The 19,772-nt window shown below is 66.7% G+C and carries 18 protein-coding genes; 4 read left to right on the top strand and 14 right to left on the bottom strand.

Going from position 1 to position 19,772, the window contains the following annotated elements; genetic code table 11:
- Positions 1-10: 10 nt before the first annotated feature.
- Both ACWRN3_RS06155 and ACWRN3_RS06150 read right to left on the bottom strand, forming a co-directional pair.
- On the bottom strand, positions 11-1,582 hold the full coding sequence (locus tag ACWRN3_RS06155; protein WP_476740132.1) for a transporter: 1,572 nt from the start codon (positions 1,580-1,582) through the stop codon (positions 11-13).
- Positions 1,564-2,358 (bottom strand): ABC transporter ATP-binding protein, encoded by a 795-nt coding sequence (locus ACWRN3_RS06150; RefSeq protein WP_255172577.1) that lies wholly within the window; start codon positions 2,356-2,358, stop codon positions 1,564-1,566. The genes ACWRN3_RS06155 and ACWRN3_RS06150 overlap by 19 nt, the downstream gene beginning before the upstream one ends.
- Before the next feature lie 51 nt (positions 2,359-2,409).
- Between ACWRN3_RS06150 and ACWRN3_RS06145 the strand changes: the two genes are divergently transcribed.
- The gene (locus ACWRN3_RS06145) at positions 2,410-4,287 is read left to right on the top strand and encodes a Na+/H+ antiporter (RefSeq protein WP_476740131.1); all 1,878 of its coding nucleotides are present in this window, start codon (positions 2,410-2,412) and stop codon (positions 4,285-4,287) included.
- A 10-nt stretch (positions 4,288-4,297) separates the two neighbouring features.
- Here the strand turns inward: ACWRN3_RS06145 and ACWRN3_RS06140 are convergent, their stop codons facing one another.
- Genes ACWRN3_RS06140 through ACWRN3_RS06125 form a run of 4 tightly spaced genes read right to left on the bottom strand, consistent with a single transcriptional unit; the run spans position 4,298 to position 8,434 of the window.
- Entirely contained in the window at positions 4,298-4,576 is a 279-nt protein-coding gene (locus ACWRN3_RS06140; RefSeq protein ID WP_476740130.1) for a DUF3253 domain-containing protein, read from the bottom strand.
- Positions 4,577-4,604: 28 nt separating this feature from the next.
- The gene (locus tag ACWRN3_RS06135; protein ID WP_476740129.1) at positions 4,605-5,702 is read right to left on the bottom strand and encodes an NADH:flavin oxidoreductase/NADH oxidase; all 1,098 of its coding nucleotides are present in this window, start codon (positions 5,700-5,702) and stop codon (positions 4,605-4,607) included.
- Positions 5,702-6,706: a co-chaperone YbbN gene (locus ACWRN3_RS06130; protein WP_476740128.1), complete on the bottom strand. Its 1,005-nt coding sequence runs from the start codon at positions 6,704-6,706 to the stop codon at positions 5,702-5,704. Before ACWRN3_RS06130 ends, ACWRN3_RS06135 begins: the two co-directional genes overlap by 1 nt.
- A gap of 51 nt (positions 6,707-6,757) precedes the next feature.
- A complete protein-coding gene (locus tag ACWRN3_RS06125; protein ID WP_476740190.1) occupies positions 6,758-8,434 on the bottom strand; it encodes a DUF8094 domain-containing protein in 1,677 nt (558 codons plus the stop codon).
- 233 nt (positions 8,435-8,667) lie between these two features.
- Between ACWRN3_RS06125 and ACWRN3_RS06120 the strand changes: the two genes are divergently transcribed.
- Entirely contained in the window at positions 8,668-9,981 is a 1,314-nt protein-coding gene (locus ACWRN3_RS06120; protein ID WP_476740127.1) for an AI-2E family transporter, read from the top strand.
- Between the two features lie 13 nt (positions 9,982-9,994).
- Here the strand turns inward: ACWRN3_RS06120 and ACWRN3_RS06115 are convergent, their stop codons facing one another.
- Positions 9,995-10,792 carry an alpha/beta hydrolase gene (locus ACWRN3_RS06115; RefSeq protein ID WP_476740126.1) on the bottom strand — a complete coding sequence of 266 codons (798 nt, stop codon included), beginning with the start codon at positions 10,790-10,792 and terminating at the stop codon, positions 9,995-9,997.
- A 44-nt stretch (positions 10,793-10,836) separates the two neighbouring features.
- On the bottom strand, positions 10,837-11,190 hold the full coding sequence (locus tag ACWRN3_RS06110) for an ATP/GTP-binding protein (RefSeq protein WP_476740125.1): 354 nt from the start codon (positions 11,188-11,190) through the stop codon (positions 10,837-10,839).
- A gap of 139 nt (positions 11,191-11,329) precedes the next feature.
- Here ACWRN3_RS06110 and nucS point away from each other — a divergent pair, with 139 nt between their 5' ends.
- Positions 11,330-12,025 carry an endonuclease NucS gene (gene nucS / locus ACWRN3_RS06105; RefSeq protein ID WP_159631653.1) on the top strand — a complete coding sequence of 232 codons (696 nt, stop codon included), beginning with the start codon at positions 11,330-11,332 and terminating at the stop codon, positions 12,023-12,025.
- A gap of 304 nt (positions 12,026-12,329) precedes the next feature.
- Positions 12,330-12,533 carry a cold-shock protein gene (locus ACWRN3_RS06100; RefSeq protein WP_011692441.1) on the top strand — a complete coding sequence of 68 codons (204 nt, stop codon included), beginning with the start codon at positions 12,330-12,332 and terminating at the stop codon, positions 12,531-12,533.
- A 132-nt stretch (positions 12,534-12,665) separates the two neighbouring features.
- Here ACWRN3_RS06100 and ACWRN3_RS06095 read toward each other — a convergent pair whose 3' ends face one another.
- The 6 genes from ACWRN3_RS06095 to ACWRN3_RS06070 all read right to left on the bottom strand — a co-directional run bounded on the left by ACWRN3_RS06095 (position 12,666) and on the right by ACWRN3_RS06070 (position 19,734).
- Positions 12,666-15,263 carry a bifunctional lysylphosphatidylglycerol flippase/synthetase MprF gene (locus tag ACWRN3_RS06095; RefSeq protein WP_476740124.1) on the bottom strand — a complete coding sequence of 866 codons (2,598 nt, stop codon included), beginning with the start codon at positions 15,261-15,263 and terminating at the stop codon, positions 12,666-12,668.
- Positions 15,245-16,573 (bottom strand): alpha/beta hydrolase, encoded by a 1,329-nt coding sequence (locus tag ACWRN3_RS06090; RefSeq protein WP_255172583.1) that lies wholly within the window; start codon positions 16,571-16,573, stop codon positions 15,245-15,247. Before ACWRN3_RS06090 ends, ACWRN3_RS06095 begins: the two co-directional genes overlap by 19 nt.
- 5 nt (positions 16,574-16,578) lie before the next feature.
- Positions 16,579-17,010 carry a DUF2550 domain-containing protein gene (locus ACWRN3_RS06085; protein WP_159631651.1) on the bottom strand — a complete coding sequence of 144 codons (432 nt, stop codon included), beginning with the start codon at positions 17,008-17,010 and terminating at the stop codon, positions 16,579-16,581.
- 10 nt (positions 17,011-17,020) lie between these two features.
- Positions 17,021-17,305: a F0F1 ATP synthase subunit epsilon gene (locus tag ACWRN3_RS06080; protein ID WP_018760117.1), complete on the bottom strand. Its 285-nt coding sequence runs from the start codon at positions 17,303-17,305 to the stop codon at positions 17,021-17,023.
- 1 nt (position 17,306) lies between these two features.
- Positions 17,307-18,761, bottom strand: a complete 1,455-nt coding sequence (gene atpD / locus ACWRN3_RS06075) for a F0F1 ATP synthase subunit beta (RefSeq protein ID WP_255172584.1) — start codon at positions 18,759-18,761, stop codon at positions 17,307-17,309.
- An 82-nt stretch (positions 18,762-18,843) separates the two neighbouring features.
- Positions 18,844-19,734, bottom strand: coding sequence for a F0F1 ATP synthase subunit gamma (locus tag ACWRN3_RS06070; protein WP_255172585.1), 891 nt, complete (start codon positions 19,732-19,734; stop codon positions 18,844-18,846).
- Positions 19,735-19,772: the final 38 nt, after the last annotated feature.

Below are 19,772 nucleotides of genomic sequence, written 5' to 3'. Positions count from 1 at the left end.
CCTGGAACTGTCAGCGGTTGACTGTGACCTGCGCCAGGAGTTCCGGCCCGCGGGCGTCCAGCCACCTGCCGCCCAGCCGGACGCCGGCCCCGAAAAGGACCAGGCCCAGGACGGTTCCCACCGCGAAGTTGAGCCAGCCGAACAGGATGTTGCCCGTCACCGCCTGGGCAACCAGCAGCGCAGCCTCCGGCAGGACCAGCACCATCAGGACCAGCATTCCCACGAACTGCACGGCCAGGGTCTGCCCCACGTTGCCCGGCGGTTTCTTGAACGGGCTGTCCCCCGGCAGCGGTACGGTGACGGTGTACCGGGCCGATACCACCGAGGAAAGGCCCAGGCCGGTGAAAAGGATCCCCAGGCTGAGACCCAACTGGCCGGGCAGTGCCGTCCAGTTACCCGTGAAGGCGGCGTAACCGACCGAGAACACCAGCACCACGGGCAGCGCAAAGGTCATGCACGCCAGTGCCCGGCCCAGCCGGTCCGCCACCCCACGGACACCGGTGGCCAGGTGCAGGGCAAACGCGGTGTTGTCATAGGAGACGTCGGCGGAGATGGACCATGCCAGGATGAAGGCGGACACCGGGGCAAGGAAGGCCAGGCTGCCATAGCTGCCCGTCTGCGTTCCCTGGAACGCCAGGACCACCGGAAGCAGCGGGATGACCACCAGGGAACCCGAGTACCGCGGGTCCCGGAGCCAGTAGGTGAGCGACCTGGCCATCACGGCGCCGGCCGGGGTGGGCGGCAGCACGCCGAACAATCCCAGCCTGCCGCCCCTGCGCTTCCCCACGCCGGCATACGGCGGGGTGACCAGTGCCCGTTCGAGCAGCAGCTTCCAGCACCAGGCCAGGGCGCCGAGGACCGCCACGGATACCAGCAGCTTCACCGCGGCCTGCCCGGGCCGGCCCGACGCGATGTCGCCGCCGAGTGACCATGGCGCCCCGAGCGGCGTCCAGGACAAGGCCCGGGCGAACTCGGGCAGGAACCCGGTGGATGCCGGGATGCCGCGGCCAACCCCTGCCACGATGGGGCCCAGCAGGACCAGCGGCACCATGAACGCAATGGCACTGATGTCCTTGAAGCGCCGGGATGCCGCCAGGCTGGCTGTTGCGGTGGTGACCACCTTGGCCAGCACAATACAGGTCATGACACCCAGGCACGCCCCGGCCAAAGCGGCGAGCGCGGGGAGCACGCCCCGGGACCAGGTGACTACCGTGGACAGTGACACCAGTGCGGTGGCCAGGCCCGGGATGCCGATCAGGCCGCCGAGGGCAAGGCCGGCGAGCATCTGCTTCATGGGGATCGCAAAAGTCGTGAAGCGGGCCGGATCGAGTGTCATGTCCGTGGCCGATGCCACCACCGGAACCACGGCCCAGCCCAGGACCGCGGCGGAGCCGCCCAGGACCACGGCAGTGTGGGCGGTGACCGGCCCGGCGTTGCGCAGCAGGACAAGGGCGATGATAAGCGTTGCCACCACGCCCAGGGCGTAGAGCCCGGCGATGGCCATCCCCACCAGCTGCCAGGGGCTGCGGCGCAGTCCGTTCCGGAGCAGCGTGAGCTTCAGCCTTAGAAGGTGCGCAACCATTCCAGCCCCTCCGTGTGGCTGTGGCCGCCGACCAACTGCACGAACCGGTCCTCCAGCGAGGCACCGGCGCGCACCTCATCCACCGTGCCCGCGGCCAGCAGCCGGCCTTTGGCCACCACCGCCACGTGGTCGCACATCCGCTGTACCAGGTCCATCACGTGGCTGGACACGATGACCGTTCCGCCGGAGTCCACGTACCGGTCCAGGATGGAGCGGATGTTCGCTGCAGACACAGGATCAACGGCTTCGAAGGGCTCGTCGAGAACCAGGAGCCGCGGGGCGTGGATGAGTGCAGAGGCGAGGGCAATCTTCTTGGTCATGCCCGCCGAGTAGTCCACCACCAGTGTTCCGGCGTCCTGGCTGAGGTCCATGGCGGCCAGCAGCTCCCCCACCCGTGCGGCCACCACGGCCTTATCCATGCCGCGCAGCAGTCCGGCATACGTAATCAGCTGCTCTCCCGTCAGCCGGTCGAAGAGCCGGACCCCGTCGGGCAGGATCCCCATGAGCCGCTTCGCTTCGAGGGGGTGCTGCCAGACGTCGACGCCGTGCACCACGGCGGTGCCGAAGTCCGGGCGCAGGAGGCCGGTGGCCATGGACAGCGTGGTGGTCTTGCCTGCACCGTTGGGTCCCACAATGCCGAAGAATGAACCCGCCGGGACGTCCAGGCTGATACCGTCCACCGCGATCTTGCCGCCAAACCTTTTGGCCAGCCCGCGGATCGACAGGGCCGCCACGGGGCCGGGATTCGACGCCTGGTCAGGCATGGGAGCAGTCATGGTGCCAGCCTAGTCCGCGGGCCGTCGCTGCGGGGGTGCGAAACTAGCCTCATGGACATTGCCCTGGGCCTGCTGGTGATCGTTGCGGTGGTGTGCGCCGGCAGCGCGGTGGGGCGGAAGCTCAATCTCCCGGTTCCCCTGCTCCTGGTCCTGGCGGGCGTGGCGGGATCCTTCCTGCCGTTCATCCCGCCGGTCGAGTTGAATCCTGAACTGGTCCTGGTTGGCCTGCTGCCCCCGCTGCTCTACGCCGCCGCGTTCCGCACATCGTTGTTCGACTTCACATCGAACCGCCGGTCCATCGGGCTCCTGTCCGTGGGCTATGTCATCTTCGGCACACTGGGGGTCGGGGCGGTGGTCTGGTGGCTGTTCCCGGAAATCCCGCTGGCCGCCGCCATCGCCCTGGGCGCGGTGGTGGCTCCCCCGGACGCCGTGGCGGCCACGGCGATCGCACGGAAGGTGGGCATGCCCCGCCGGATCGTCAACATCCTCGAAGGCGAGTCCCTGGTCAATGACGCCACGGCGCTGGTGTGCCTGCGCGCGGCCGTGGCCGCAATCGCCGGCTCGGTGTCCGCACTGGATGTGGCCGGCGGCTTCGTGGTGGCGGCCGGCGGCGGGCTGGCGGTGGGCCTCGCCGCCGCGTACATCCTGACAGAAATCCGGAAACGGATCAGCAACGTGGCCATCAACACCTCCACGTCGCTGATGGCCCCGTTCGTAGCCTTCCTTCCCGCCGAGGCCATCCATGCCTCCGGTGTGCTCGCCGTCGTCGTCACCGGCCTGGTGATGGGCACCAAGGCATCGTCCATGCCCAACGGAGCCGCGCGGCAAAGCGCCCGCAGCAACTGGGACACGGTGCAGTTCCTCCTGGAGAACTCCGTGTTCCTGCTGATCGGCCTGCAGGTCCGGACCATCATCGACAGCGTCCAGGACGATTCCCTGGGCGCGGGCCGGGTGTGGCTTGGCTGCGCGGTGATCCTGGTGGCCGTGCTGGTACTGCGGCCCATCTGGGTCTTTCCCGCCACATACCTCCCCCGCCTGATTCCTTCCGTGCAGCGCAAGGACCCCGCGCCGCCGTGGCAGTTTCCCGCCATCGTGTCCTGGGCGGGCATGCGTGGCGTAGTCACCCTGGCTGCCGTGCTCACGCTGCCCGATGACCTGGAACACCGCAACGTCCTGGTCCTGGCCGCCATGGTGGTGGTGGCCGGCACCCTGGTGCTGCAGGGCTTTACGTTGCCGGCCCTGGTCCGCGCCCTGGGTGTGCCCGGGCCGGACAGGCGCGAGGATGCGCTGAACCAGGCCTCACTGATGCAGCTGGCCACCACTGCGGGCATTGAGCGCCTGGAGAAGCTTAGGCGGGACAGCGATCCCCCGGAGGTCATGGACATGCTGCGGCGGCGGACCCAGGAGCGGGGACTGGCAGCCTGGGAACGCCTGGGCAGGCCCGCGGCAGAGGCGGCCACCCCCAGCCAACGATACGCCCAGCTGCGAATGGCCATGCTGGAAGCCGAACGGGAAAAAGTCCTGGAACTCAGGCGCGGCGGGGACTTTGCCCATGAGGTCCTCAGCGAAGTCCTGGAGCGGCTGGATGTGGAAGAGTCCATGCTCGATGCCTCCCTCAACGAACTGGACTCCGCTGCCGACGGCGGTGGCGGTGAAGGGCTGTCCCAGCCCGGCGGCGTCTGCGGCCACCTGACGGCGGCCATGCCGGCACCGCTCCCCGACAACCCGGCATGTGCAGGCTGCGAACGGGAGGGCACCACACCGGTGCACCTGCGCATGTGCCTTGCCTGCGGACACGTTGGCTGCTGCGACTCCTCGGCGGGACGTCACGCCAGCCGCCACTTCAAGGAAACCGGCCACCCCGTCATGCGCAGCATCGAACCCGGCGAAGAATGGCGCTGGTGCTACGTGGACGACCTGCTCGGGTGACGGGCGGCCTTCACGGCGCCTTGCGGATCCGGATCGGCCCCTTTGCCGTGGCGGGATCGACGACGGACCCGCCCTGGGTGATGTGGACCTGGCCGGCATCAACCAGGCGCCGCGCGGCTTCGCGGGCCGGCTCCATGAGGTGCCGCCAGTCGTCGCCGCCCACCGCCCTGGCCGCATCGGACGGGCAGATGGTGGACGTTGCCGCCCGGGAAGCCAGCAGTTCCAGGATTTTTGCTTCCAGCTGCCGCCCAACCGGGGTGTCCGGGCCGTCCCCGCCAGCGTGTGCCATGCCTGGTTCCGTCTTCACGGGATGGGGCTCAGAAGGTCCGCCGCGGGATGGCCCGCTCGTACTGGGGCGGCCAGGCCATGTCGTGGCCCAGTTCGAACGCGGCCCGGAGCCACCAGTGGGGATCGCGCAGCGCGGCCCGGGCAATGAAGACGCCGTCGGCCTGGCCGGTGGCGATCGCGTGCTCCGCCTGTCCCGGCGTGGTGACCAGGCCAACCGTGCCGGTGGCGATTCCTGCCTCCGAGCGGATGGCGGCGGAGAACCCGGTCTGGTAGCCCAGGCCCGGCTTGATCTGCTGGTGGGCCACCGCCCCGCCGCTGGAAACATCCACCAGGTCCACGCCGCGGCCAGCCGCCTGGCGGGCCAGGCGGACCGAGGCTTCCTGGTCCACCCCGCCCGGCGCCCAGTCGGTGGCCGAGATCCGGAGCAGCAGGGGCATGGAATCGGGAATCACGGCGCGGACCGCGTCAACCACGGCCAGCATCAGCCGGTTGCGTCCGGCCTCGTCCCCTCCCCACTCGTCGTCACGCTGGTTGATTAGCGGGCTTTGGAACTGGTGCAGGAGGTAACCGTGCGCCCCGTGGATCTCCATGGTGTCGAAGCCCGCGGCCACCGCGCGTTCGGCGGCGGCGGCAAAATCGGCGATGACGCCGTGGATTTGTTCCACCGTCATGGCGGCAGGCGCCGCGTAGCCCTCGAACGAGGTGGTGGACGGACCAACGGTGTCCCACCCGCCTTCGGCGGCGGGAACACTGCCGTGCCGGCCGGAGAAGGGCCAGAACGTGGACGCTTTCCGGCCCGCGTGGGCCAGCTGCACGCCGATTTTGGTGCCAGCAGTACCGTTCCGGTGGACGAAGGAAATGATCCGCTGCCAGGCTTCCGCCTGCTCGTCGTTGTACAGGCCGGCATCCCGGGGGCTGATCCGGCCTTCAGCGTTCACGGCCGCGGCCTCCGTGAGGATCATCGCCGCGCCGCCAACGGCAAAGCCGCCCAGGTGCACCAGGTGCCAGTCGTTCGGAACCCCCGGGGCGTCGTCGGGATCGCAGCTGTACTGGCACATGGGCGACACCCAGCCCCGGTGCTGCAGCTCCATGGACCGCAGCGCCAGCGGCTGGAACAGGGCCGGCACTAGAACAGCACCCGGGCCAGCGCCTGGCGCGCCTTGGCCACGCGCCCGTCACCGGCGCCCACCACCTCGAACAGTTCCAGCAGCCGCACCCGTGCGGTCTCACGCTCCGGACCGAAATTCCTGCCGATGAAGGCCACCAGCCGGTTCAGCGCATCCTCCACATGACCACCCGCCACATCCAGGTCCGCCACCCCAAGCTGGGCTTCCAGGTTGTCCGGCTCATTCGCCGCCAGCGTACGCAGCGCTTCACTGTCCTGGGCAGACACGGACTGCAGCCGGTCCATCAGCTCCACCTGGGCCAGGCCGGCCTTGGCTTCATGGTCCGAGGGCATTTCCTTCAGCGCCTGGCGATAGGCCTCTGCCGCGGCGGCGTAATCGCCGGCTTCGATGGCGTCGTAGGCCGCCTGGTGCAGCGGCGGCAGCGGCGCCGGCTCCTGCTCAGCGGCGCCGCCGGCGTCCAGGCTTCCGGTGACGCCGTTGGCTGCGGCCACCTTGAGGAGTTCGTCGAAGAGGCTGCGCACCTGCTGCTCCTCCGCAGACCCCTGGAAGAGCGGTACCGGCTGCCCCTTCAGGACGGCGACGGCGGTGGGGACGGCCTGCACCTGGAAGGCCTGGGCAAGCTGCGGGAAAGCTTCGATGTCGGCGGCGCCCAGGACCAGGCGGCCGCCGTAGCTGGCTACGACGCGGTCGAGGGTCTCAACCATCCTGCCGGACTCCGGCGAGTAGGAAGCCCACAGCGCGAACACCACCGGAACCTGCGCGGACAGTTCCACCAACTGCTGGAAGTTCGCTTCGGTGACGTTGACCTTGAGCTCAGGTCCGCCTGCCGCCTCCCCCGGCTGCACTTCCTGCGCCACCCCTGCCGGGGGCGCCGACGGAGGCCCGGACGGAGCTGTACCGGAGGGAGCTGCGGGGCGCTTCAGTGAGGAAAGGTCGACGGCGCCGCGCAGGTTAAGCAGGTTGGCAGCGGCAGGAGGGACTGGGCGGGAAGCTGGCGAACTCATGTTTCCCACTCTAGCCACTCCGGCCGCTGCCGGTGGTAATGCAGTCAGGCGCTACTTGAAGCTGGCGCCGACCAGGCCGCGGGTGGCGGCAACGAGCTTCATCGGGTCCGTCGATCCTGCCGGCGGGACGTAGACAGCCATCGATTCGGCGAAGTTCAACACCATGCCCGTGGTGGTTTCCTTGCCACCGGCCAGGGCTGCGGCATCGTCACCGATGCTGAGCTTGTCGCCGGCAGCTTTCGGGGTGCCTTCGAAGCCGAAGTTGATCCGGCCCAGGACCAGTGCCCCGCCGTCGGAGGTCCGGAACACCACGGTGCTCTCGGGTACCACCTTGTGGGTGAAGGAGAAGTTGCCGTTCTCGCCGGCCTTGACCACCTCTGCCTGGTAGGACAGGGTGTCGGCGATGTACGGCGAGGAGTCGCCCTCGACCAGCTTGTCCTTGAATGGCGAGTCCGCAGACGTGAGCCTGTCGGCCAGGCCGGACATTGCTTCCTCGCCGCTGTAGAGCAGCCCGGACTTGTCCGACGCTGCCAGGGTGTCGGTGCCGCCCCGGCTGATGTTCGGGAACGTGGTTCCCGGCTGCAGGGGCGTGGTTTCCATGAGCTTGTAGTTCTCGCGGGGCGACTGCTGGACCAGCGTCAGGATCTGCGGGACAACGTTGCCTTCGCCCTGGGTCACGGCCAGCACCGAACGCGGCCAGTCACGGTCGCTGGTGACCACCGTGGTCAGGAGCTTGGTGGAGCGCACGGGCATGCGCGGCTCGTAGGAACCCACCTGGGAGCGGATCTTGTAGTTCTGGGTGCGGATTTCCAGTTCGGGGCCGGCAACGCGGTCCGCGAGCTTGGCGGCGTCCTTGGCCGCGTCCCCGGCGTCGGTGGCGCTGGAGACCTGCTCCAGGATCCGGCGGAACTGTGCGTCCAGCAGGACAGGCGATCCTGCTGCTTCCTTCGCCGGCGATGAGGCACTGCCGGAAGGCTGGGGGCTGGGGCTGGCGGCCTGGGCGGCCGTGCCGGATGCAGCCAGCACTGCTGCTGCCACACCGGCTGCCACCATGGTGACCTTGGAGGACGACGACGGGTCCTGGTTCTGCGCCTTCCGGGCACGGGCGCGGGCAGCGAAGCCGGGGTCGCCGCCGCCTTCGCCCTCGCCTTCGCCGTTCTTCCGGCGGGCGGAGAGCAGCGCGAGGACGATTCCGCCCACGATCAGGAGGCTGCCCAGGACCATCAGCGGAACAGCCCACGGAGTGGACGTGTCATTTGGGAACGTCATGGACACGGTGGCCGGCGCAGGCTTGGTGCCGTCGGAGGCGAGCAGGAGGCTCCAGTCGCCGTCGGCGGGCGGGGTCCAGGTGTATTCAAGCTCGCCGCTGGCGTTCTCGTTGGACACCCAGAGGTCCGAACCTGCCGGGTTCGGTGCGGTGCCTTCGCCGTCGGCGTGCTCGACCTGGAGGGACTTTTCGTCCTCGGACACCCCGGTGATGGTGTTGTGGGCTGTCTTGCCCACCCAGGCGTCCACGTCATCCGGCCGGCCGGAGGCCAGCATGAAATTTCCGTCGCCCTGGATGTTGATCTTGACCGTCCCGCCGTGCAGGGTGCGCAGCTTCTGGTCAATGACGGTCAGCGGCGCAGCGGCGGCGTCGGCCGGCGCGGACGCGGTGAACGTCTCGGAGGGAGCCCAGATGGTTCTCTGGCCGATGCCGGCCAAAAGTGTCAGGAGGCCGAGCAGCACAAGTGCGGCTGCAGTCTTTAAACGCAAGGGAAACACCTATCATCAGCGGGGGTTTGCCTTCAATAGTAACCTTTTTGTTACCAGCGCCCCCTTTTTTGCCCCTCCGCCCCGCCCGCGCCGGCCCGCGCGCGGCGCCTTCGGCTCGTGGTGACAAGCCTGCTGATAGTGTTTGCGATGATCATCACACCGGCCCGCGCAGGCGGTGCCACGCACGGAACAGGCCCCCAAATCCATTGACTGACAAGACGGACCCGTCCTCGGCTGCAGCCGGAATTCCAGGGGATCCCAGGGGCCCTGTTCCTGCCGCCGTTCCTCCGCTCGCCATGGCAGCACGGCGCGGGGGTTCAGCCGCTGCAGCCCTTGGCCATGTGGTCCGCCGGCTTCGCCAGCCATTGCCCGGCGCCCAGCCCAGGCTTCGGTTCGAGATGCCGCCGGAATACACCGGACAGGCTCCGGAGTCGGAACACGACGGTGACGATGAGCCGCAGTTCGGCCACCCCGGACCGCGCATGTCCCCCCAGCATCCGCTCTACATGGGCTTCATGGGCACCGTGGGCGTGGGACTGGCGCTGCTGGTCTACTGGATCGGTTCCCACACCACGCAGCTGCTGCTGTGGATCGTGGCGGCGCTGTTCATCGCCCTGGGCCTGGAACCGGTGGTGGGCTGGCTCGAAAACCGGAAGATCCCGCGGCCCGCCGGCATCCTGGTCTCCGTGGCAGTCCTGATGGGCGCGGTGGTCGGATTCTTTGCCACCCTCATTCCCACCATCGTTGAACAGGTCTCCGAAATCGTGCGGCAGGCGCCGGACTGGGTGCGCAACTTCATGGATTCGGATTTCTTCCGCAACGTTGATGACCAGTTCGGCGTGCGCGACCGGATCACCGAGGAACTGAACAAGTTCGTCAACGATCCCGCCGCGATGGGCGGCATTTTCGGCGGTGTACTGGGCTTCGGATCCACCGTGGCCAACAGCCTCTTCGGCGCCCTGATCGTCCTGGTCCTGAGCCTGTACTTCCTGGCAGCGCTGCCAGCCATGAAGAAGTGGGGCTACCGCCTGGCCCCGCGCTCCCGGCGGAAGCGGGTGGCCGCCCTCTCGGAGGAGATCACGCGGTCGGTGGGAAACTACGTGATCGGCCAGGCGTGCGTGGCCCTGCTCAACGCCACCTTCGCGTTCGTGGTGATGTCCATCGTCGGCATTCCGTTCGCCCTGCTCCTGGCATTCGTGGTGGTCCTGCTGGCCTTCATCCCCCTGGTGGGCGGGATGATCGCGGGCATCGTGGTAACCCTCGTGTCCCTCACCGAGGGCTGGCAGGTGGCGGCCATCTACGCCATCTGCTACTTCGCATACCTGCAGTTCGAGGCGTACTTCATTTCACCGCGCATCATGCAGAAGGCCGTTGCAGTGCCGGGTGCCGTGGCGGTGATTTCCGTCATCGCCGGCGGCAGCCTGCTGGGTGTCCTGGGGGCCTTGATCGCCATCCCCACTGCCGCCGCCGTGCTGCTGCTGGTCCGGGAGATCTACATCGTCCGGCAGGACCAGCACTAGCACTGGGGGAAGCCTAGGCTCCGGCAGTCGCCGCCGGACCGTCCCATTCCTGCGGCAGCTCCGCACGGTCGGGGTCGGGACTGACAAGGGCCACAATGTCGTTCAGCACCCGGGCCGCGTACTTCTCCCCCACCCAGAGGTGCTTTGCCCCGGCCACGCCCACCACGCGTGCCTGCGGCACCAGGCTGAAGCGTTCGGTTGCCTCGGCCGGCTGCAGGAAGTCGTCATGCTCCGGTACAAGTACGGTGAGGGGCTTGCCTGATTCCGCCCACATCTGCAGGTGCTTGTCCGTGGCGCGGTGCAGCGGGGGCGAGAGCAGCACCGCACCCTCGATTTGTCCGGCCACCGGTTCCACGGCGCCGTACATCAGCGCCAGCTCGGTTCCGAACGACCATCCCACCAGCCAGCGGTGGGGCAGGCCCCGTTCGACGGCGAAGCGGACGGCTGCTTCCACGTCGTAGCGCTCGCCCACTCCCTCCTCGAAGGCGCCGCTGCTGGTGCCGCGCGGCGAGGCGGTGCCCCGGGTGTTGAAGCGCAGCACCGCGATGCCGGCCAGCGCCGGCAGCCGGTAGGAGGCCTTCCGGTAAACGTGGGAATCCATGAAGCCGCCGTGCGTGGGCAGCGGGTGGAGCGTGATCAGCGTGGCCTTGACCGGCCCCGACTCGGGCAGCGCCAGCTCCCCCACCAGTGTGTGGCCGTCCTCTGTCTGCAGCTCGATGTTCTCGCGCCGGGCAGGAAGGACAGTGGAGGCACGGATGGGAGCAGGGCCCTGGGTTGGGCTGAATTCGTACGACGCCGGATCAAAAGTCATGCCTGCCAGCTTAGCGACAGCGGAGGTTCTTCTGCCGCGCCGGGTCAGCGGTAGCGGTAGCTGCGCGTCATCCAGCAGTTGGTGTGCCAGTGCCGCCGTTCCGCGAGGCCGGCGGCAGCTCCAAAGAGGTGGTCATCCTTCCAGACCACCAGGTGGGCGATCCCGGGCAGTACGGCGGTGGAGCATTCCGGGCAGATATAGGTCTTTTCGGCATTTTTGGCGGTCATGGTGCGGACCATCCACTCGCCGTCGGGAGCGCTTTCCCGGCGGGCGATTCCGGCCCGGGCACGTTCAAGGTCCAGTTCGGGAACGTCCGCACCGCCCTTCCGGCCTGCGCCCCGGCCGGAAACAGGGCCCTTGCCGGAAGCGGGACGGCGGGGACGGTTGGAACGCGGCATGTCTCCATTCTGCCCCAGCCGGTCCGCACGCCGAGCCTTACCGTGGTGCCCCCCGCCCGTCCGTGGCGTCCCTGCCGCTCCGCCCGGCCACCCGGCGTCGACCATGGCCTGCCGGAGCCCACGCGATAGTCTGTACGGCGTGCGACTCGTCATAGCCCATTGCTCCGTTGATTACGTTGGCCGGCTCAAGGCCCATCTCCCCCTCGCCACCCGGCTCCTGCTGGTGAAGGCGGACGGCTCCGTGCTGGTGCACTCCGACGGCGGTTCCTACAAGCCGCTGAACTGGATGAGCCCGCCGGCAACCCTGCGCGTTACATCCCCGGATGAGGTGGACCTCGAACTGGGCGTGGTGGAGCAGTGGACCGTGCAGTCGGCCAAGACCGATGACCGGCTCATCATCAACATCCACGAGAAGGTCAGCGAGTCCTCCCACGACCTAGGCGTGGACCCCGGGCTGATCAAGGACGGTGTGGAAGCGGACCTGCAGCGGTTGCTGGCCGACCAGATTGAAACGCTGGGCCAGGGCTACTCCCTGATCAGGCGCGAGTACTTCACCGCGATCGGACCCGTGGACATCCTGGCCCGGGACGCCGATGGCGCCACAGTGGCCATCGAACTCAAGCGCCGCGGGGACATCGACGGCGTGGAGCAGCTGACCAGGTACCTGGAACTGCTCAACCGCGATCCCCTGCTGGCACCGGTCCGCGGGATCTTTGCAGCCCAGCAGATCAAGCCGCAGGCAAAGGTACTGGCCAACGACCGTGGGATCGACTGCGTCACCCTTGACTATGACGCCATGCGCGGAGTCGACGACAGCGAATCCCGGCTCTTCTAGAATTCCCTTTGTTGCTTCGGGCACCTAATTGGCGCTTTTCGCGACGGGGTTCCCTGTCACCTGTTTTTTACCTAAATTTTTTCCTTTTTGCTGTTCGGGCCGTTGACCTGCGGGAACGGGCATGAAATTCTTATCTGAGTCTTTGTGTAGGTGTTTTTCATGCTCGCAAGACATGTTGCGAGCGCGAAGCTCCTGCAGCGCCGGACCTGTCCCAGGCAAGGCAACCCAGGATTCTTCTCGCGGAGTGACCAAGGTCGGCACGAGGTGTGCCGGTCTTAAAAAGTTCCACAATGAGGAGAAATAAATGGCACAGGGAACCGTCAAGTGGTTCAACGCTGAAAAGGGCTTCGGCTTCATCACCCCGGACGACTCCGATGGCGATGTCTTCGTTCACTACTCCGAGATCCAGACCGGCGGCTTCAAGACCCTCGACGAGAACCAGCGCGTTCAGTTCGAAATCGGCCAGGGTGCCAAGGGCCCCCAGGCAACCGGCGTAACTCTGGTCTAGTACCGCCCGGCCGCTTGCCGCGGCTGTCAGCTAAAACAAAGGATCCCCGGCGCAATTGCCGGGGATCATTTGTTTGTGAAATATATATGCGCTGCAAATATGACTTTATCGTTGAGCGGCGTATGGCCGGTGTCAGGTCACTAATTTGCGGACCAGGCGGGCGCCCTGTGCAAGGGAAAGCCCCGGCAGGTAGGCGCGCGTCAGCGCCCTCCCGATGGCAGGCAGGTGCAGCGGGTCCTGGTAGTACAGGTACAGGGCCCGGTACTCGGGCTTGAACCGGGATTTGAAGGCTGCCAGGGAGCGGAAGCCATAGACGGGCTCAAGCGCGTGCCCTACCAGGTCCAGGATCCTTACGAGGTTCTGCGCGCCCTCGTCGGTCGCGGCTGCGTCTTCCTCCCTTTCGGCGTCCCCTGCTGCGTCCCCTTGGGCTGCGTCCTCCGGACGGCTCGCCAGGGGCGAGCCGGACAGCGAGATCATGTCCACGGAATCGCGCAGCTCAAGGACAGCCGAGGCGATCAGGAACTCCATGACGCCGGGAAAGCCCTCACTGCCCCTGCGCATAACGTCCAGCGTCCGGCTGACCAGCCGCCCGCCGTCGTACACCGGAAGCCAGCTGGTCACGCCGTGGACCGCACCGTTGCCGTCCACGGCCAGGCAGCAGAGGACTTCCTCGTCATCGAGTTCGTCCACTCCCCCAAGCGTGAAGCCCATTTCGGGAACGGATTTGCCGGCCGCCCATTCCTCGGACACTTCGTTCAACCGGGACCGGAGTGCGGCCGGCAGCGAATGGTACGAGCCCCAGACCGCGTGCACCCCCAGCTTGGCGGCACGGTTCAGGGCCGTCCTGACGTTCTGCCATTCCTTTCCCTTGAACTCCAGCTGGTCCAGCGCCAGCCGCGTCTCCTGGGCCACGGCCACCCGGGAGAAGCCACGTTCCCTGAGCGCCGGCCACAGCGTGTCGTCGCAGGAATACAGTGCGGGGATCAGCGCCTGGCTGCGGCAGTAGTCCAGGAAACCCTCCGTCACGCGCTGCTCCGCCTTGCGCTCCCCAAAGGCGCCGCCCAGGGTCAGTGCCACCGTCCCGTGCTGCTGGAAGGCCATGGCACCCGCCCCGTCCGGGCTGAACCAGTACGTGTTGGGCTCCCACAGCGCCATCCAGGACAGCGGGCCGCCGCCCTGGTGGAGCAGCTGCCGCGCGCGGTCGCGGTCCTGCCGGCCGAAGTTCAGGCCGTGGTGCCGGCCCACGAGTACCCACCACACGGCCACCAGGGCCACGAGCCAGAAGATTGGCCCCGAGTAGGCGAACAGGAGGGCTTCGGCGCTGTCCTGTTCCGGGAAGACCCGGCGGAAATGCTGGGGTATGGGCACCGGAACATACTGCCGGGCCAACTCCGCGAAAAGGCCCAGCAGCCCGCCGTCGCGGGCCAGGCCGCCGGACGAGAACCAGGCCACGGTGTAGGAACTGGCCAGGACAAGCCATGTTCCGCAGACCACGGCCCCGAGGGTGCGCCGGGCACCCGGCCGGGTCTGCACGCGGAACTGGCGGCGGTTCAGCCACAGGACCACCGCAAGCAGCAGGGGAACAACCACGAGTGGAAGGACGTGGGCGAAGGCCGAGGACAGCGGCGTTGCATGCGTGCCCTGGAGGCGCGAGGGAACCAGGGCGAACAGGGCCAGGTAGACCGCCGCCAGCGCCGTGACAGCCAGCTGGATGGCCAAGGCGATGTTAAGCGCCAGCCGGCGGCCCCGGCGCATGCCGTCCGCGCAGATCAGCAGCAGGATGACCGGCACCACTGCCAGCGCCAGGCCGAACGGTCCGGCGAATCCTGCCCTGCCTGTTTCGAGGCAGGAGGCATCAACGGTGGCGCCACAGTTGAACACGAGCTGGCTGAGCGTGGGCATCGGACTCAGCACGACGTCCCGCAGGAGTGCCAGCGGGCCGGTGGGTGCGCGGGTGATTCCCGTCAGGATGGGGCCCACGGCAAAGACGGCAACGGTGAGGGCCAGGAGGTTCCTGGTCTCGCGGCCGGTGGACCGGTGGCGATGGAGCCGTCCCTGGTCCCCCTGGATCCACCAGCCTGCCAGGAGGCCAAGAAGGGCACCGATGAGCCCAATAATGGTCTCGGCGTGACCTACGTAGAGGACCAGCAGGATCGAGATGGACAGCACCACGGTACGGAGCCGGCGCTGCCACAGCAGCGTGATCCGCGCACTGGCGGCAAGGCCCGCCGTCAGCACCGGCGCATAGGGCCCGATGAGGCTGTCATTCACCATTTTGTCCAGCCAGCCGTCCCCCACGTACCCCGCCAGCTGGGTCACCAGGAGGAACACCGTGACGGCGGCAAACTGCCCGCCAAAGAAGAGTCCGACGGCGGCACGCCGGCCCAGCTTGCGCTCGGCGAGTCCGAGCAGCAGGACAATCATCAGCGACGCGGTGAGGTAGGCCAGCGGGTTTGTGGCGAAGAACAGGCTGGTGAAGAGCGACCACCACTGCCCCTCGCGCAGGCCAGGCCCGCTGACGGACGCCAGCCCCAGGAGTTGCTCGGGCGGTCCATCCAGGAAGCTCCCGGTCAGTGCGGCGGCCGCCAGGAAGGCAACCACCACGCCAAGTGTGAAGGGCATCGATTTCAGCGTGCCCAGTGCCTGCTGGACGGCCGGGCGCCCGACGGCGGCCCACATCAGGACGACGGTACGGTCCGGTTTCCTGGTGCTCACCACTGCAGGCCCCATTGGCTGCCCAGGAACTGCAGTGCGTCCGCAAAGCGCTTGGACGAGGTATCCCAGGAGTGACCGGTGTGCTCCACCTCGTGTGCCTGCACGGTGAAGCCCGCGTTCTCTGCCGCAGCGGCCAGTGTCCGGAGGTTCCCCACGAACTCCGGATCGTTTTGGCCTGCCGTAAGGTACATGCCACTGGACTCGAACCGTTGGTGTTTCATGATCTCCAGTGGAGTCTGCTTGGTGAATTCTTCGGGGTTTCCAGGAAAGGCGGCGTCGATGGTCTTCTGCCGTTCCTTGGCAATGGCGGGTTCGGCCTCGCTGGAAAATGCCAGCACGTCCGCGTAGATGTCCGGATGCCGTGTTCCCATCTGCACTGCGCAGGTGCCGCCGAAGGAGAACCCGCCCACGGCCCAGTGGCTGTGGTTGGTGTCCACCGCCAGGGTGGAACTGATCCAGCGGGGCACGTCCTGGGACAGGTAGGTGTCTGCCTTGGCGATGCGGCTGTCCATGCACATGGTGTTTGCGGACTGCGATCCGTTCGGGTCCGGGATGACCACCACGGGGGCCACCCCGCCGTGTGCGGCGGCGAATGAATCCATATGGCCGCGGATTGCGCCACCGGTGAGCCAGTCCGCCGGGCCGCCGGGCTGCCCGGCCACCAGTACCAGCACGGGCAGCGCCGGCCTGTTGGCAGCAAAATAGGCAGGGGGAAGGTAGATGAAGGCATCCCGCGTGGCCATTCCCGAGGCTGTTCCCGGGATAGCGGACTTCCGCAGCTCGCCTCCGGCCGGCAACTCCCCCTCGGGCTTCCAGCCCTGGAGCGGGACACCGTCAGATTCGCCGGCGTGCCGCATGACGTCCTGCTCGAGGACCGGTATCCGGGCCAGGGCCGTTCCCAAAAGGTCGCTTACCGTCCTGTTCAGGCCAAAGTAGGCGTTGATCTGGATTGCTGAGAGCAGTACCACCAGCAGCGCGGCGAGGATTCCGGCCCCGCGTCCGCGCCAGCCCGTCCTGGACAGGCGGAGCAGGCCCAGGAGGACTGCCGCCACTCCGGGGACCAGCCACAGCAGTACCGGATTCGGCAGGTCCTCCGGGAAAACAGTGAAGACATTGATGAGGGCCCAGTGCACCGTGGCCACCAGCGCGAACGCGGCGGCGGCAGCAAGGAGGATGCGCAGCGCCCAAGTCCGGGCCCGGTGCACGGAAGTCATGGAGGCACGCCGGGGCGGCACCAGGAGATAGGCTGCGCCGCCAACTCCCAATACCAGGACGGTTCCATACAGTGGTCCGTCCGTGAGCCGGATGTCTGAAAACCAGTCCACGCCGGCTAGCGCCAGGTCCCCACGCCGATGACCGGACCCGCTTCCAGCCAGGAGGAAAGACCCGTGTAGGCGTCGAATTTCATGGCGAAGTGGAGGTCCTGCCCCTCGTACCGGAGTTCGACGATCACCACATCCGGCTGAACCTTGACGGCTTCAGCTTCGGTGGGTTTCCTGCGCCCCAGGAGCTCCAGGGAGCTGCGTTTGAAGGTGTACTTGGGCCGGACGCTCAAGGAGATGAGCCTGAACCATTCAAGGTCGTTGTCCTGATAACGACAAACCCCCATCTGCCAGCTGTTTCCAGCTACGCAAATGGAGGCGTCCACCGTGCCGAGGGCACGCCGCAGGTTGAAGCGGCGCACCCCCGAAAGGCACAGTGCAAAGATCAGCAATCCGAACGCGATTGCCAGTGCGATGAACGAAATACCCGGTGCGTCCATCAAGGTCGTGCTAGCGGATCCCAGCGGTAGCCGAGCCGCCCAGCTGGGCGTTGTCAGCAACGATAACCACGCGGTTGTTGTCAACGGAGAAGAATCCACCGTCCACATCTACCGCAATACGGTCCCCGGATACCGGCTGGATTGCCAGTTCACCCTCGGCCAGGATCGCCAGCAGGGGCGAGTGGCCGGGCAGGATTCCGATTTCACCATCGCTGGTGCGGGCCTTGACCATCTTGGCCGCTCCGGACCACACAAAGTGGTCCGCTGCGACAATCTCAACCTCAAGCTCAGCCATATTACTTGGTCTGTTCCTGGATCTTGGCCCACTGGCGCTCAACGTCATCGAGGCCGCCAACGTTGAAGAAGGCCTGCTCTGCGATGTGGTCGAGTTCGCCGTCGCAGATGGCTGCGAAGCCTTCAACGGTGTCCTTGATGGAAACCGTGGAGCCCTCGACGCCGGTGAACTGCTTGGCGGTGTAGGTGTTCTGCGACAGGAACTGCTGGATGCGGCGTGCACGCGACACGACGATCTTGTCTTCCTCGGAGAGTTCATCGACACCGAGGATGGCGATGATGTCCTGGAGTTCCTTGTTCTTCTGCAGGATCTGCTTCACACGGACAGCCGTGTTGTAGTGGTCCTTGCCGATGTACTGGGGATCCAGGATGCGGGAAGTCGACGTCAGCGGGTCAACGGCCGGGTACAGACCACGGGAGGCGATTTCACGGGAAAGTTCCGTGGTCGCGTCGAGGTGTGCGAAGGTCGTGGCCGGAGCCGGGTCGGTGTAGTCATCTGCGGGAACGTAGATGGCCTGCATCGAGGTGATGGAGTGGCCCTTGGTGGAGGTAATGCGCTCCTGCAGGAGGCCCATCTCATCCGCCAGGTTGGGCTGGTAGCCCACGGCCGAAGGCATGCGGCCCAGCAGCGTGGAAACCTCGGAGCCTGCCTGGGTGAAGCGGAAGATGTTGTCGATGAAGAGCAACACGTCCTGGTTCTGCACATCGCGGAAGTACTCCGCCATGGTCAGCGCGGACAGGGCCACGCGCAGGCGCGTTCCCGGCGGCTCATCCATCTGGCCGAATACAAGGGCGGTGTCCTTGAGGACGCCTGCCTCTTCCATTTCCACCCAGAGGTCGTTGCCCTCACGGGTACGCTCGCCAACACCGGCGAACACGGAAGTACCACCGAAGTTGCGGGCAACACGGGTGATCATTTCCTGGATCAGAACGGTCTTGCCCACGCCGGCGCCGCCGAACAGGCCGATCTTTCCACCCTTGATGTACGGGGTGAGGAGGTCGATGACCTTGATGCCGGTCTCCAGCATCTCGGTGGAACCTTCGAGCGAAGCGAAGCTGGGAGCCTTGCGGTGGATGGGCCAGCGTTCGCTGACATCCAGCTCGGACTCGGCAACGTCCAGGGGCTGGCCCAGCACGTTGAAGATGTGGCCCTTGACGCCGTCACCAACGGGAACGGAGATCGGGGCACCGGTGTCAACGACGCCGGTGCCGCGGACCAGGCCGTCGGTTGCCTGCAGCGAGATGGCGCGGATGAGGTTGTCGCCGAGGTGCAGCGCAACTTCGAAGGTAATGGTCTTGGTCTCACCGTTGAGAGTGATCTCGGTGGTGAGGGCGTTATAGATCGACGGGATTGCGTCAGCCGGGAATTCGACGTCGACAACCGGGCCGATTACGCGCGCAATACGGCCGGTTGCACCGGACGTTGCGGCTACGTGTTCGGTAGCAGTGGCAGTCATCTCTCTCACTTCATTCAGTAGATGGCGTGGGGTTAAGTCTATCTGTGGTGTTGCTGGTTCCGCGGAACCGAGGGTCGGGAGGCTACGACGCGAGGGCGTCGGCACCTGCAACAATCTCGGAGAGCTCCTGCGTGATTTCGGCCTGGCGGGCTGTGTTGCGCAGGCGCGTGTACTTCTTGATCAGGTCCGTTGCGTTGTCGCCTGCGGACTTCATCGCCCGCTGGCGGGCTGCAAGCTCGGAAGCTGCCGCCTGCAACATGGCTGCGAAGATACGGGATTCGATGTAGCGCGGCAGCAGGGCGTCAAGGACACGCTCCGTCTCCGGCTCGAACTCGTACAGCGGCAGGAGCTCCGATTCGGAAGCAGCCTGTTCTTCCACTACTTCCAGCGGGAGCAGGCGGATGACCGTCGGCTCCTGGGTAACCATGGACTTGAAGCGGGTGTAGACAACGTGGATTTCGTCCACGCCGCCCTCCTCGAAGTCAGTTGCGAAATCTGACAGCAGCGCCTCGCCGATTTCACGGGCGGTGGCGAACTCTGGAGCGTCGGTTCCTCCGGTCCAGACCCGCGCATATTCGCGGTTCCGGAATTCGAAGTACGCCTGGGCCTTGCGGCCCACGAGGTAGGTCTTGACTTCCTTGCCTTCGTCGTGGAGCAGCTCGAAGAGACCTTCCGCCTGCTTGAGCACACTGGCGGAGTAGGAACCTGCCAGGCCACGGTCCGAGGTAATTACCAGGACGGCGGCACGGCGGATCTGCTCCGGCTCAGTGGTCAGCGGGTGGTCGATTTCGCTTTGGCTGGCGACAGCAGAAACGGCGCGCGTGATCGCGTTCGCGTAAGGCAGTGAAGCTGCTACGCGCGCACGGGCCTTCCCGATGCGCGAGGTAGCGATCAGTTCCATCGCCTTGAAGATCTTGCGCATCGACGTGGTCGAGCTGATCTTCTGGCGGTAGACCCGGATCTGGGCTCCCATACTTATCCTTTCCTAACATTCCGTAGCCGGGTGTGCCG

It is taken from the genome of Pseudarthrobacter sp. rb (assembly GCF_056389225.1).
The sequence above is the reverse complement of the archived record's forward strand: the minus strand, read 5'-3'. Positions and strand labels throughout refer to the sequence as shown.

Excerpts from the sequence above, each read along its gene's own strand:
- ACWRN3_RS06155 (WP_476740132.1), bottom strand. The coding sequence starts at position 1,582 with ATGGTTGCGCACCTTCTAAGGCTGAAGCTCACGCTGCTCCGGAACGGA.
- ACWRN3_RS06150 (WP_255172577.1), bottom strand. The coding sequence starts at position 2,358 with ATGACTGCTCCCATGCCTGACCAGGCGTCGAATCCCGGCCCCGTGGCG.
- ACWRN3_RS06145 (WP_476740131.1), top strand. The coding sequence starts at position 2,410 with ATGGACATTGCCCTGGGCCTGCTGGTGATCGTTGCGGTGGTGTGCGCC.
- ACWRN3_RS06140 (WP_476740130.1), bottom strand. The coding sequence starts at position 4,576 with ATGGCACACGCTGGCGGGGACGGCCCGGACACCCCGGTTGGGCGGCAG.
- ACWRN3_RS06130 (WP_476740128.1), bottom strand. The coding sequence starts at position 6,706 with ATGAGTTCGCCAGCTTCCCGCCCAGTCCCTCCTGCCGCTGCCAACCTG.
- ACWRN3_RS06115 (WP_476740126.1), bottom strand. The coding sequence starts at position 10,792 with ATGACTTTTGATCCGGCGTCGTACGAATTCAGCCCAACCCAGGGCCCT.
- ACWRN3_RS06110 (WP_476740125.1), bottom strand. The coding sequence starts at position 11,190 with ATGCCGCGTTCCAACCGTCCCCGCCGTCCCGCTTCCGGCAAGGGCCCT.
- ACWRN3_RS06100 (WP_011692441.1), top strand. The coding sequence starts at position 12,330 with ATGGCACAGGGAACCGTCAAGTGGTTCAACGCTGAAAAGGGCTTCGGC.
- ACWRN3_RS06095 (WP_476740124.1), bottom strand. The coding sequence starts at position 15,263 with ATGGGGCCTGCAGTGGTGAGCACCAGGAAACCGGACCGTACCGTCGTC.
- ACWRN3_RS06085 (WP_159631651.1), bottom strand. The coding sequence starts at position 17,010 with ATGGACGCACCGGGTATTTCGTTCATCGCACTGGCAATCGCGTTCGGA.
- ACWRN3_RS06080 (WP_018760117.1), bottom strand. The coding sequence starts at position 17,305 with ATGGCTGAGCTTGAGGTTGAGATTGTCGCAGCGGACCACTTTGTGTGG.
- atpD (WP_255172584.1), bottom strand. The coding sequence starts at position 18,761 with ATGACTGCCACTGCTACCGAACACGTAGCCGCAACGTCCGGTGCAACC.
- ACWRN3_RS06070 (WP_255172585.1), bottom strand. The coding sequence starts at position 19,734 with ATGGGAGCCCAGATCCGGGTCTACCGCCAGAAGATCAGCTCGACCACG.